The organism is Streptomyces coerulescens (assembly GCF_042657965.1).
GTDB lineage: Bacteria > Actinomycetota > Actinomycetes > Streptomycetales > Streptomycetaceae > Streptomyces > Streptomyces coerulescens.
On record NZ_JBHSKM010000051.1, the window covers coordinates 1 to 12,958 of the forward strand.

At 66.3% G+C, this 12,958-nt stretch carries 10 protein-coding genes and 2 pseudogenes; 7 read left to right on the top strand and 5 right to left on the bottom strand.

The annotated features are described in order from the left end of the window. The 4 genes from ACFPQ9_RS43295 to ACFPQ9_RS43310 form a co-directional block, all read right to left on the bottom strand. Positions 1 to 318 (bottom strand): hypothetical protein (locus ACFPQ9_RS43295; protein WP_380865714.1); only part of this gene is annotated, 318 nt, incomplete at its 3' end. Between the two features lie 32 nt (positions 319 to 350). Further along, entirely contained in the window at positions 351 to 794 is a 444-nt protein-coding gene (locus tag ACFPQ9_RS43300) for a hypothetical protein (protein ID WP_380865717.1), read from the bottom strand. 86 nt (positions 795 to 880) lie between these two features. Continuing rightward, positions 881 to 1,600, bottom strand: a complete 720-nt coding sequence (locus ACFPQ9_RS43305) for a substrate-binding domain-containing protein (protein ID WP_380865718.1) — start codon at positions 1,598 to 1,600, stop codon at positions 881 to 883. A 114-nt stretch (positions 1,601 to 1,714) separates the two neighbouring features. Then, on the bottom strand, positions 1,715 to 2,680 hold the full coding sequence (locus tag ACFPQ9_RS43310) for a LacI family DNA-binding transcriptional regulator (RefSeq protein WP_380865721.1): 966 nt from the start codon (positions 2,678 to 2,680) through the stop codon (positions 1,715 to 1,717). A gap of 546 nt (positions 2,681 to 3,226) precedes the next feature. Between ACFPQ9_RS43310 and ACFPQ9_RS43315 the strand changes: the two genes are divergently transcribed. The 7 genes and pseudogenes from ACFPQ9_RS43315 to ACFPQ9_RS43345 form a co-directional block, all read left to right on the top strand. Next, entirely contained in the window at positions 3,227 to 4,522 is a 1,296-nt protein-coding gene (locus tag ACFPQ9_RS43315; RefSeq protein ID WP_380865723.1) for an ABC transporter substrate-binding protein, read from the top strand. 3 nt (positions 4,523 to 4,525) lie between these two features. Further along, the gene (locus ACFPQ9_RS43320) at positions 4,526 to 5,482 is read left to right on the top strand and encodes a carbohydrate ABC transporter permease (RefSeq protein ID WP_380865726.1); all 957 of its coding nucleotides are present in this window, start codon (positions 4,526 to 4,528) and stop codon (positions 5,480 to 5,482) included. A 17-nt stretch (positions 5,483 to 5,499) separates the two neighbouring features. Next, positions 5,500 to 6,297: a carbohydrate ABC transporter permease gene (locus ACFPQ9_RS43325; RefSeq protein WP_380865728.1), complete on the top strand. Its 798-nt coding sequence runs from the start codon at positions 5,500 to 5,502 to the stop codon at positions 6,295 to 6,297. A gap of 57 nt (positions 6,298 to 6,354) precedes the next feature. Beyond that, positions 6,355 to 8,463, top strand: coding sequence for an alpha-galactosidase (locus ACFPQ9_RS43330; RefSeq protein WP_380865731.1), 2,109 nt, complete (start codon positions 6,355 to 6,357; stop codon positions 8,461 to 8,463). 100 nt (positions 8,464 to 8,563) lie between these two features. After that, positions 8,564 to 9,886: an alpha-L-fucosidase gene (locus ACFPQ9_RS43335; protein WP_380865734.1), complete on the top strand. Its 1,323-nt coding sequence runs from the start codon at positions 8,564 to 8,566 to the stop codon at positions 9,884 to 9,886. Positions 9,887 to 9,976: 90 nt separating this feature from the next. Beyond that, positions 9,977 to 11,704, top strand: a complete 1,728-nt coding sequence (locus ACFPQ9_RS43340) for a hypothetical protein (RefSeq protein WP_380865737.1) — start codon at positions 9,977 to 9,979, stop codon at positions 11,702 to 11,704. Between the two features lie 213 nt (positions 11,705 to 11,917). Further along, positions 11,918 to 12,190 (top strand): annotated as a pseudogene (locus ACFPQ9_RS43345) (IS110 family transposase); the annotation flags it as partial. Positions 12,191 to 12,250: 60 nt separating this feature from the next. Here the strand turns inward: ACFPQ9_RS43345 and ACFPQ9_RS43350 are convergent. Further along, positions 12,251 to 12,620: pseudogene (locus ACFPQ9_RS43350) on the bottom strand (class II fructose-bisphosphate aldolase); the annotation flags it as partial. Between the last annotated feature and the right edge of the window lie 338 nt (positions 12,621 to 12,958).

A 12,958-nucleotide genomic window follows, 5' to 3' on the forward strand; every position in this document is an offset into this window, starting at 1 on the left:
GAGGCTGCCAGGGCTGAGGGCGTAGCCGTCGTCCAGGTCGGGGTCGGCCTGGATGTCGCCGCTGCCGAGGTCGTCGTTGAGGTCGCCGTTGATGACGTTGTTGTGGTGCGGCCACTGGTAGGTGTCGTAGAAGACCTTGCCGCCGTTCGGCAGGTTGATGATGTTGTTGCTGACCGTCATCCAGGAGTTCTGCGGGTCGGGGCCGTCCTGGCGGTACCAGAAGTTGGTGAAGACCTCCGAGTCCTCATCGCGGTCCCGGATGATCGTGTTGTGGTCGACGGTGAAGTTCTCGGGTGTGGTGGTGGTGTTGAAGGCCACGAACTCCCCGTAGTCGTCGCTGATGTTGTAGTTTAGCGTGACGTCCTCGGTGGTGACCTCGGTGAACCGAGCGGGATGTAGCCGGTCTGCGGACTCTGGTCCACGGCACGCAGGTAGAGCGCGACCTCCGCGCGGCTGAGCCCTTCGACCGGCTTGCCCAGGGTGTTGCCGATGCAGCGCCCGCGCCAGGCGCCCCTGATCCGGTCAGCGGTCCGGGCCTGGTCGAGCCGGGGTCGGGTGCGCGCCGGCAAAGCGCCGCGCAGGATCTCCAGGTCGGAGGTCTCCTCATATGCCCAGGTGGCATCCAGCGCCAGCGAGGCCAAGCTCTGCTCAATCTCCTTGAGCAGGGGGAGATCTCCCGCCGAAGCTGCAGCGCGGGCCTGCTGCCACAGCGGCAGCGCCTGGCTGTAGCCGGAGGTCGCGAGCTGCTCGGCCTCGTCGGGAACGAGGTCGCGCGGATCCAGAACGTCGTGCAACGAAGGCACCCTTCTGTGTTGGTGCGCCTGTGGGACGGGGCTTGAGTCGCCCCCGGGACAAGGACTGCCGACCGCGGGATCGGCGGCTATGTGGATTCGCGGATGACCAGACAGTGTTGTACGAGGGTGTGGCGGCCGGGACCGCGGTCACCGTCGAGGCGGGTCAGGAGCTGTTCACCGGCCACCCGGCCGATCTCCTGGGCGGGGATGGCGATCGTGGTCAAAGCGGGCTGGACCAGCGCGGCGGACTCGATGTCGTCGACACCGACCAGCGCGATATCGGACGGAACATCGATCCCGCGTGCCCGCAGGGTGTGCAGCGCACCGATCGCCATCATGTCGTTGGCGCAGAACACCGCGGTCGGCGGCTCCTCGGCATCCAGCAGTCGGGCCATGGCCTTGGCGCCGCTGTCGCGTGTCCAGTCCCCGAGGCATTCCAGTGCGGGCGCGTAGGGCAGTCCGGCTGCACCCAGGGCGTTGCGGTAGCCGACCAGGCGCGTCGAGCCGGGCGCGGTCTCGGTAGGTCCGGTGATGGTGGCGATACGCCGGTGTCCGCGCTCGGCCAGGTACGCGACGGCGTCCGCCGCGATGCGCTCGTCGTTGGCCGAGACGACATCGGTGAAGGTCCCGTGGCGCGGCGTGCCGATGGTGACCACCGGGATGTTCGCGTCCGTCAGGGGCTGCAGCTTCTCGTCCGGAACGTTGACGGCCGCGGCGACCACACCGTCGACACGACGCTGTATGGCCTCGCTCAAGAAGGCCTCCACCGGAGGACTGCTCGCGCCGGCATCGCCCAGCAGGACCACGAAACCGACCCTCCCGACCCAATCCGTGCCGAACCGCTACGAAGGCCGCCACTTGCTCCCCCTTCTTCCGCCCCTGAACCTGGTGACAGCACGCTCGAGACCCTCAGAGATCGCTCAGGTGGAGGCGCGGACGACGAGGCGGGTGCGGATCACCGTGTCAGCCATGCTCGCCCCGCTGGACATCTGGGCTGCCAGTTGTTCGATGGCGGCTTGGCCGATGCGGCGTTTGTCGACATGGACCGTGGTCAGCGGCGGGTCGACCAGCGCACTGATCGGAATGTCATCGACGCCGATGAAGGCGCAGGACTCAGGTATGGCGAGGCCGCGCGCCATCGCGTGACGCATCGCTCCGATGGCGAGGATGTCGTTGTAACAGAGGATCGCGGTCACTTCGGGAGCTTCCCGCATCATGCGTTCCATGGCCGCCGCGCCGCCGTCGATGGAATTGGTGGCCTGCTGGATCCACTCGGGTTCGATCCGCAAGCCCGCCTCCATCGCCGCGGTCGTATAGAGGCGGGTGCGTGCGTCCGGGCGGCCCGAGGCGGTCCGTTTGCGGTCGTCGATCATTCCGATGTGGAGGTGCCCGCGAGCGGCCAGGTGATCGAACGCCTCGCGGAGGCCGGATTCGAAGTCGATCCGCACCTTGGACACGCTCCCGGCCTGGTCCTCGTTCCCCAGGAGGACGAAAGGAATGCCGGACCCGGCGATGGCTGCGATGGCGTCGGGGTCCAGGAGGAAGGCGATGCAGGCGTCCACCTGGGCGGCGATGGACTCGGAGAGCGGCTTTTCCTGGTCGAGGGCGGAGTCGGTGGTGTACATGATCAGCTGCCATCCCCGGGACTTGGCCGCTTCCAGCGCCCCGGCGACCACTTCGGTGAAGAACGGGTTGAGCACGTCGGGGATCACCAACCCCACGGTCGTGGTGGACCGGCGCATCATGCCCCGGGCGTGCCGGCTCGGCCGGTAGCCCATGTCCCGGGCCACGGCGAGCACACGATCCCGCGTCGCCGGGTCGATCTGCGTCATGTTGTTGATCGCCCGGGAGACGGTCTGCCTGGAGACGCCAGTGGCGCGCGCCACATCGTCGATCGTGACGCGCTTGAGGCTATCTGAGGAGGACACGCTGAATTCTCACCCTTCCCGGGAGCGCTCACGCACCCGTGGCTGAGAATCATGTCGCTGCTCAACCCCGGCGTCAACCTGCTACGAAGGCGCTCTCCGGGGCGGAATCGCAGCTCAATATCGTGCGAGATCTCTGGATCGCGCCGCTTTCGCCCCTCCTGGCCGGTGGGGGCGCCGGGGCCACCCGCTTCGTCAGGATGCGGGGCAGGTGGCCCCGTCAAGGCCGCCCTCCGGGCGTCGCCGTGCGATGGGGCTTCGCCCCCCACCCCTGACCTCGCCCTCTGTCCCGTAGGCGGCAGGCTATCGGGTGCCCCCGGCGCCGTGACGTACGGCGCGCTGTGCATGGTCGCGCGTACCGAGTGGCGTACTTTGCGCGAACGCAGACACCTTGACGCGAGGCGAATCACGGTCACACACTCTCCTCCATGGCGCCCACGTGAGCGCTCCCGGCCGACGGTGAGACGATCTTCGGCCCACCCTTCCCTGAGCCGAAGGAACCTTCAAATGTCCAGAAAGCGCGCAATCGCGGCCGCGATCCTCGCGTTCTCCCTGGTCGGCGGGCTCAGTGCCTGTTCGGTCGGCGAAGACACGAACAAGTCGAGCAGCACGCCGGGCGCGGCGGAGATCACTTTTCTGACGTTCGAGACGCCGAACCTCACGCCGCAGTACTGGGACGCCGCGATCAAGCGGGTCACCGACAAGGTCCCGGGTGTCACCGTGAAGAAGCTGGTGGCGCCGAGCGCGGACCGGACCGGCTACGCCAAGCAGCTCAAGACCTCTGGCCAGCTGCCCGATGTCATGATCGGCGTCGATCAGGGCGGCTTCGCCGAGGCCGGCGATCTTTACACCTGGCAGCCGGACGAGCTCAAGGATTTCTCGTCTCCGGACAGCAGCGCCATCAACGGCAAGATCTACCAGCTCCCTGCCAACACCCAGACGGTGCCCAGCGTCTACTACCGCAAGTCGATGTTCGCAAAGGCCGGAATCACGGCGCCGCCGACGACCTACGCCGGGTTCGTCGACGCCTGCGCCAAGCTGAAGGCCAAGGGCGTCCTGCCGATCGTCGTCGGCGGCGGCAAGGACAGCTTCCCTCTCGGCATGACGGTCTCCGCCGCAGTCGACACGAGCGTTTACCAGGCCACCCCCAACTGGATTCAGGACCGACGCGCGGGAACGGTGAAGTTCAGCGACCCCGCCTTTGTCGACGCGCTGCAAAAGGTCGTGGATCTCAAGGACAAGGGCTACCTCGACCCGAAAATGATCTCCGTGGACTACGCCGGGACGGAGCAGAACTTCCTCAAGGGCAAGGGAGCGATGTACCCGATGGGCTCGTGGTTCGCCGCGGCCGCAGACAAGAGCTCGATCAAGGACGACATCGGCGTGTTCTCCTGGCCGACCGCGGACGGCAAGGCTCTGGTCCCCGCGACCACCGGTGGCGGTCTGGAGGTGAACGCGAAGTCCAAGAACCTGGAGGCGGCCAAGAAGTTCGCTCTCGCCTTCCAGCTGGACAAGGAGAACCTGGACGCCTCGGTAAGGTCCGACGCGCTCTTCCCCGCGATCAAGGGCTACAGCCCGCCGACCGACATGGGCCCGGTGTTCAAGGCGACCTACGACATGTGGGCCAAGGCCGTCCAGAGCGGCGCCGTCACCAAGACGTTCGTGTACGGCCAGGGCGGCGAGGCCCTGCTCCCCGGCGTGGACGCCAAGGTCTACACCGTGACCCAGGACCTCATCCTCGGCCGCAAGTCCCCGCAGGACGCGGCCAAGTTCCTGGACGCCGAGTGGGAAAAGGCATCCTGATCGATGGCATCTGACCTCAAGGTCGGCCCCACCTCGACGGCCGTGCCGGAGCATCATGTGCCGGCCGGCCGCGGGAGGGGACACCACAGACTCCGCGCCGGGTTGACCAAGTTCGGGATCTTCGGAGCCCCTGGCCTGCTCATCTACGGTTGTTTCGTGCTCGCCCCGGTGATCCTCGCCGTCGGGTACAGCCTGACGAACTACAACCCGTTCAGCCCACCGACCGAGTTCGTCGGGCTGCGCAACTACGAACTTCTCCTGCACGACGAGGAGTTCCTGACCTCACTGAAGGTCACCACCATCATCTCCGTGATCATGGTGATCGTACCCAACGTCGCTGGTCTCGGTATCGCGTTGCTGCTCGACCGCAAGGGCTGGTTCTACACGGCCTGGCGCGGCGTGTTCTTCGTGCCCGTTGTTCTCAGTTCAGTCGTGGTCAGCGTCGTTTGGACGCGGTTGCTCGCCGACGACGGCGTCGTCAACCAGATGCTGGGCTGGGTCGGTATCGCACCCGTCGGCTGGTTGTCGGACGACTCCTATGCCCTCTATTCGCTGGCCGGTATCCAGTGCTGGCAGATCCTCGGCTTCTGCGTCGTGGTGTACCTGGCGGGCCTGCAATCGGTACCGCGAGAGCTGTACGAAGCCGCGGCCATCGATGGCGCCGGGAGCGTCGCCCGGTTCCGCCTCGTGACTTGGCCGCTGCTTGCCCCCGCTCTCACCATCAACACCGTCGTTTTGTTGATCTCGGCGTTCAAGACCTACGACACAGTCCAGGTCATCACCAACGGCGGCCCGGGCACCGGCACGACCGCCACCGTGGCGTTCGCGGTGCTGCAGACCGGCTTCAACGCCAACCACCAGGGCTACGCCACCGCGATGGCGATCGTGATGTTGATCATCATCGCCACCGCCTCGACGATCGTGCTTCATTTCCTGCGGCGCAGAGAGGCCATGCTATGAGGCAGATCGTTCGGCCTGTGGCCACCGTACTCGTGGGCTCGTTGTTCAGTGTGCCCTTGTATGTGGTGCTGGCCAACACGTTCAAGCAGGGTTCGAAGATCGCGCCCAGCCCGGCCTCGCCGCCGATACCGCCGACGCTCGACAACCTCACCTCGGTCATGACCCGCTCGGACAACCTGTTCTGGGCGAGCCTCACCAACAGCCTGCTGGTCACCAGCATTTCGGTGGCGCTGCTCACCATCGTCTCGGCCATGCTGGGCCACTACCTGGCGCGCACGGAGTCACGGTGGGGGCAGGTGGCCATGCTGGTCCTGTTGTCAGGGCTAATGATCCCACCGCAAGTGATCCTCCTGCCGATCGTCCGCATGCTACAGCTGTTCGACCTGATGGCGACGCTTCAGGGACTGGTGCTGTTCAACGTCGGCTACTACGTGCCCTTCGGCGTGTTCGTTTTCGCCGGATTCGTTAGGACGATCCCCCGCGAGCTCGAGGAGGCCGCGGCGATCGACGGCGCGGGGCCTGTCCGTGTGTTCTGGCGGGTTGTGTTCCCCCTGCTGCGCCCCGCCTCGGCCAGCGCGGTCATCTTCTTCGGTGTCTGGATCTGGAACGACTTCATCAATCCGTTGATCATCCTCGGGCCGAGCCAGGGCACCACCGTCACTACCGGCATCTACCGGGCCGTGGGCCAGTACCAGACCGACTTCGGCACCGTCTTCGGGCTGATGTTCCTGGCCACCCTTCCGGTCCTCACCCTCTACCTCCTGTTGCAGCGCCAGTTCGTCACCGGCCTGACCAGCGGGGCCGCCAAGGGCTGAACGCACCACGTCGCAGACGACCCTTGCAGCACCCTTGAACGTCATAAGGATTCCCTGATGACCTCCCTTGCAGTCCATGGCGTGCGGCGCACCTGGCCGCTGTCGACGACGAACACGACCTACGTAGTGCGGTGGACCGCCGATAACCGGCTCGTCCAGCAGTACTGGGGACCGAGGTTGTCGCCCGCCGAAACCGAAACGATCTCCGAAGACACCTACCTCACCCGGCCCCATGAGGTTCCGCTCGAGATAGAGGAACAACTGCCCGTCGACGGTGGCCTGCGCTGGGGCATTCCCGCCCTGCAGATCACATTCCCGGGCGGAATCCGCTCCCTGGAACTCGACCTCGTCTCAGATCTAATCGAGCAGGAAGACGGCGGGCAGCGCTTGGACCTGGTGCTGGCCGACAGGTTCTTCCCTCTCCAAGTGGTCCTCCATTATCGGACGCGGGAGAACTCCGACGTCATCGAACGCTGGACGACGCTGCGGCATACCGGCACCGAAGGCGAGCCGTTCACCATCACCCGCGCGGATTCGGGAAACTGGCTCATCCCGGAGCGGGCCGACTACCGCTACAGTGCGGTATCGGGAGCGTGGATGGCCGAGAACCATCTGCGGCGAGAACCGCTCCCGATCGGTGAACTCACTCTCACCAACCGCACCGGTAACCCGAGCCATCACGCCAATCCCTGGCTGATGATCGACGACGGAACGGCGACTGAGGGCCATGGAGACGTATGGGGCGTCGCCCTGGCCTGGTCCGGAACGTGGCGGCTCACCGCGCAGCGCCGGTTCGAAGGACGCGCGGCGATGACCGCGGGATTCGGCCACGACGGGACCGTCTGGCGGCTTCAAGCCGGAGAGGAACTGACGACGCCGGCCCTGCTCGGCCTCTACAGCGCCGACGGATTCGGCGGCGCGAGCCGCTCCTGGCACCAGCACGCACACACCCATATCCTGCCCCGCTCCGAACACCTGCCACCGATCCTGTACAACTCCTGGGAAGCGGTCGGGTTCGACATCGACGAGCAGAGCCAGCTCCATGCCGCACGCCAGGCGGCCGACCTCGGCGTCGAGCTGTTCGTCGTCGACGACGGCTGGTTCGGCAAACGTATCGACGACACGGCGGGGCTGGGCGACTGGTGGCCCAACCCCGACCGGTTTCCCCACGGCTTGCGTCCGCTCGCCGACCAGGTCAGAGCCCTGGGAATGGACTTCGGGCTGTGGGTCGAACCGGAGATGGTCAACCCCGACAGCGACCTGTACCACCGGCATCCCGACTGGGTGGTGCACTACCCGCACCGCCGCCGAGACGAGCTGCGCACCCAGCTGGTCCTCAACTTCGCCCGCCAGGACGTCCGCGAATGGGCGCACGGACGGCTGGACGAGCTGGTGGCCGAACTCGACATCAGATTCCTCAAATGGGACATGAATCGCGCCTTCTCGCAGGGCGGCTGGCCCGAGCGCGAAGGCGACCAGGACCGGCTGTGGATAGATCACACCCGCGGCGTCTACGCCATCATGGATCGGCTCCGTGCCGACCACCCGAGACTGCGCATCGAGGCATGCTCAGGCGGGGGCGGTCGTCTGGACTTCGGGATCCTCGCCCGCACCGACCAGGTATGGACGTCCGACAACACCGACGCCTACCACCGGCAGACCATCCAGCACGGGTTCAGCCAGGTCTATCCCGCCCAGACCATGGCCGCCTGGGTCACCGACGAACCCCACATCCCTCTGGAATACCGCTTCCACGTCGCCATGACCGGCAACCTCGGTATCGGCGGCAACCTCACCACCTGGTCCGAGGCGGATCGTGCCATCGCCCGCCAGCACATCACGCTCTACAAGGACATCAGGACCACCGTCCAACGAGGCCGCCAGCACCGACTCGGCGCCACGCCCGGCCAAGGCCTGTCAGCCCTGCAGTACACCCACGACGACGACGTGGTGATCTTCGTCCTGCATCCGCACCCCGGCGCCCAGCCCGGCCCGGCCACGGTGCGCCTGGCCGACCTCGACCCCGACGCCCTCTACCGAACCCTCGACGACGGCCACCAGGCCACCGGCCGTCTTCTGATGACCAACGGTCTTCCCCTCCTCGATCGCATGCGCGGTGGGCATTGGGCCAGCGCTGTCGTCCGGCTGCGCCGCCACACCTCGTAGCCGGAGGGTCCACCCAGACCACGGTGGGAGCCGCTTCCAACCCCCACGATCAGGCATGCCTCGGGCTTCCGGGCCGGGGCCGCCCTTTGGAGACCGCAATATGACCATCAATGACGAACGGTACGGCCAACAGTTTCTGGGTGCTCAGACGGGGCATGATCCGCTGGCCGCGGGCCTGCCATGGCGGGCGAAGGCCGACGCGCTGAGATGGTGGAGAGACGCCCGCTTCGGGATGTTCGTCCACTTCGGTGTAGCGGCCAGCCTGGGTGTGGAGCTGAGCTGGGGACGAGACCTGCCGCGTCCCTTCGACGTTCAGGCGATCTTCCAGCCCGACGGCGAGCCCGCTCAGCGGATCCCGCACGAGCAGTACGACAACCTGTACCGCCAGTTCGATCCACAGGGCTTCAATGCCCGCGACTGGGTTGACACGGCCGTGAGCGCCGGAGCCGGCTACCTGGTGCTCACGACCAAACACCACGACGGCTTCTGCCTGTGGGACACCGCGCAGACCGACTACAAGATCACATCACCTGACTGCCCGTTCGGCCGTGACATCCTCGCCGAGGTCGCAGACGCCTGCCACGAGGCAGGACTCCGGCTGGGTCTCTACTACTCCCAGCGCGACTGGCACCACCCCGCCTACCTGCGCGACGGCAACGCCGACTACCAGAAGTACATGGACGCCCAGCTCCGCGAGCTGCTGACCAACTACAGCACCATCGACGTCCTGTGGTTCGACTCCTACGGGCAAAGCGACTTGGAGACCGACTGGGACGTCGCCGCCACCATCGCCATGGCCCGCGACCTGCAGCCGGACATCCTGATCAACAACCGGCTCGCGGTCCTGGCCGACTACAACACCGGACCGGCGCGCTTCTGGGGCGACTTCGACACCCCCGAGCACCGCATCGGCGCCTTCCAGGACGGCCGTCCCTGGGAAAGCTGCCTGACCCTGGCCGGCCACCAGTGGGGATTCCGACCTGACGCCCCGATCTTCTCGCTCCGCGAATGCATCCACGCCCTTGTCCGCAGCGCGGTCGGTGACGGAAACCTGCTCCTGAACGTCGGACCGGACGCCCACGGACTCATCGCGGCCGAACAGCGCGCCCGGATGGCCGAGTTCGGCTCCTGGCTCGCCCGCCATGGGTCCACCCTCCGCGGCACTCGCGGCTACCGCGTCCCCGAACCGGCGTGGGGCGGAGTCACCCAGAGCCCCGATGCCCTCTACGTCCACATCCTCGACTGGACCCGCGGACCAATCCGGATCCCCGCCGACACCTCCTGGGACGGCACTGCTCACGTCCTCACCGGAGGCACCGCGACGATCGAACGCAGTGACGACCATCTGATCATCAGCGTCCCTGAAGCCATCCGAGATGCCGACGACACCATCGTCGAGCTCGGCAGACACCCATGGAAGTAGCCCCAAACCCGTTGGGGTCCGCTCCTGCGGTGCCATACCGCAGGCACGGCCCTGGCCGCTCCGGCAAACCTCACCCACCAGGAGAAGAAGATGCCGTTCCACGCCAGAAAAGCCCCCGCGACTTCCAGCCCCACCCACGATCTGAGCCGTCGCCGGTTTCTGACCGCCAGCAGCAGCGCCGCCCTGGCCGGCACGCTCGGCTGGAGCGTCCTAAGCCCCACGGCGGCGAGCGCTTCCGATCAGAACCCCGACACGGATTTCATGTCAGGCCATTACGGCATGTTCATCAAGATCGAGGACCCGCGCATAAACACCGGCGTGGACCAGGGCGGGACAGTCGGCGGCTGGAATGCGGTAGCGAACAGCTTCGACGTGACCGCCTTCGCCGCTCAGATGGCCGATACGGGCGCCAGCTGGGTCGCGGTCTACGTCGGACAGAACACGGGATTCTACTTCGGAGGGAACCCGGGTTATGAAACCCTCGCAGGGGTGTCACCGGGATCGCGCCTCACGAGCCGGGACTTGATGACCGACATCTCCGATGCTCTGAGCGCCAGAGGCATGAAGATGTTCATCTACATCCCCGCAGGCCCCCCGATCGACGATACCGTCGCGGCCAACAACCTGGGGTTCACCACTCGCGGCGGAGGCGACTTCGGCCATGACTGGTACCACAACGAGACAGGCGATACGAATTGGGCGGCCGCCCTCCGGGGCTGGGCCACCCACTACGGAACAAAGGTCTCTGGCTGGTGGATAGACGGCTTCTTCGGCCCCATCACCAGTCACAACGTCGGAGTCACCACCGCCACCGCACAGAAGTACGCCACCGCCATCCATGCCGGAAATCCCCATGCCGTCATCGGCTACAACGAGTGGCAGTTCGACAACCCCACCGCTGCCCCCTACTACGACTACACCGCCGGCTATGTTCCTCCGGTCGCGACACCGACCTCTCGCTGGTTCAACAGCAACGGAACTCGGGTGCAATGGAACCAGACACTGGGGCAGCAGTTCATCGACCGTTCCGATTTCATCAGCTACTCGATGAACATCCTGGCTGCCAAGGGCAGCCTGATGTTCGAAGCCTTCGCGGACGCATCTGGAAGGATCAACAACTCGGCTGTCTACCGCCAAATGGTGGCCCTCAAGGCGGCGGTCAACGGCACGCCAACCCCCATTACTCCCTACATCTGGACCTCCGCCGATGGCTGGCGGCAAACCGCAGCGATCACGGTGCCTTCGGCCGGCACGAGGGTAGATTTCGGGCCCTGGCCGACCACCGGCGGCTCTTGGAGCTGGAGCGGCCCCAATGGCTACTCCGCCAATACGCGTGAAGTACAACGTGTCCCACTGAGCACTGGCAGCAATGTCTTCAACGCCACCCACACCAACCCTAGCGGCGCCCAGAGCACGCAAGCGTTCACCATCACCGTCCCTGACGGCTCCACAAACCGGATCAACGACACCGATCCGTCGATCTCCTACAGCGGATTTACGCACCATAAGCCCCGAGGGTTTGGGGACTACGGTGACGACATCCACTTCGCGACGGCCAACGGATCGACTGCGACCTACCAGTTCACTGGTACCGGCATCGTCGTCTACGGGGAGAAGTACACCGACCAGGGCAACATCGGGGTAAGCATCGACGGCGGCGCTCAGCAGGTCGTCAACACCGTCCCCGCAGACGGCCAGCGGCACACCAATGTGGCAGTCTTCACCGCCACCGGACTGACCTCCGGCAAACACACCATCACCGTGACCAAGCTATCTGGCACGTACGCCACCCTGGACGGCTTCGGTATCGTCAACTGATTCCTGGCCATCAGCGGACGAGTCTTCGCCCAGATGATGGCCGGCGGCGAGGGCCATGGACTTGACCGGCCCGATGAGCTGGACCTGATGGTCTCGTGCGGAGCGGTCGAGCAGGGCGATGGAGACGTAGCCGCCGTCGGTCAGATGCTGCCCGGGCAGCATCTGACCGACGGCGGAGTCTGTGGTGGATGCCGGACAGTGCCTCGGTGACTCAAAGTCCTGACCTCGATACTGGGAGGCGGCGTCAGGACCGGACACCGCATCCTGATCGAGGGCGGCGAAGGCAGCACTTTCCCGACCGCCGGCCACCTGGCGGCCTACGCGGGACTCGCCCCGGCGACCCGGAGCTCAGGTTCCTCGATCTGCGGCGAGCAGCCCTCCCGGAAAGGCAACAAGCAGCTCAAACGGGCTTTCTTCCTCTCCTCGTTCGCCGGCCTGGGCGACCCGGCATCGCGGGCCTACTACGACAAGAAGATCGCCCAGCAGTTGGCACGTCACCGACGACAGATCGGCACTCGGTGGCGGCGCCTGACCGCCGGGCGGCAGCACCGCGGCGCGCGTGGCGGCGACGTTCTCGGCATAGGGCAGTGCCCCTGCGTCGAACATCGCGGAGGAGAACCCGGCGTCGGCTCCGGTACGGAGCAGCCGCATGTCCGTCACATGGTCCAGGTGGAGTGAGACGTCGACGTCACAGGCCCTGCCGACTTCGGCCACGGCCCGCGCGATCGACTCGACCCGGGCCACCGTGGAACCGTACGGCGTTCTCACTGATCTGCAGGATCACCGAGGTGCCTGCGGCCGCCGCGCCGGTGGTGATCGCCTCGGCGTGTTCCAGCGTGATCACGTTGAACGCCGCTATGGCCCGGCCGGCAGCGGCGGCCTTATCGACGAGTTCGCGCGTGGGAACCAGGGACATGGGGGTGTTCCCCTCACTTTCGTGTTGCTCTGACGGTCGGTTCGGCCGGTACGGCTCCGTGACCGGCCGGTACGGCTGCCTCGCACGGGTCGTACGAACGGGGTGTCACATCCGCGCCGGGATCGGGTGGGTGCCATCCGCACCGGCCGGTACGGATGAGTGGTCGATCAGGGCTACCGCATGACAGGACCCACGTCGCCGTCGGTCACCCCCGGGGCCACGGAACTCTCGCCGCTCTTCTCGTCGCTATAAACCATCAGGGTCGAGCCTGCGTTCAACGGCCTCGGGCGGGGCGCCGGTCAGGACATGGTCGATTCGCCAGCTCCCTGCGGGCGACT

Bases quoted from the DNA above. Each gene is read 5' to 3' on its own strand.
- ACFPQ9_RS43315 (WP_380865723.1), top strand. From the start codon at position 3,227: ATGTCCAGAAAGCGCGCAATCGCGGCCGCGATCCTCGCGTTCTCCCTG.
- ACFPQ9_RS43320 (WP_380865726.1), top strand. From the start codon at position 4,526: ATGGCATCTGACCTCAAGGTCGGCCCCACCTCGACGGCCGTGCCGGAG.
- ACFPQ9_RS43330 (WP_380865731.1), top strand. From the start codon at position 6,355: ATGACCTCCCTTGCAGTCCATGGCGTGCGGCGCACCTGGCCGCTGTCG.
- ACFPQ9_RS43335 (WP_380865734.1), top strand. From the start codon at position 8,564: ATGACCATCAATGACGAACGGTACGGCCAACAGTTTCTGGGTGCTCAG.
- ACFPQ9_RS43340 (WP_380865737.1), top strand. From the start codon at position 9,977: ATGCCGTTCCACGCCAGAAAAGCCCCCGCGACTTCCAGCCCCACCCAC.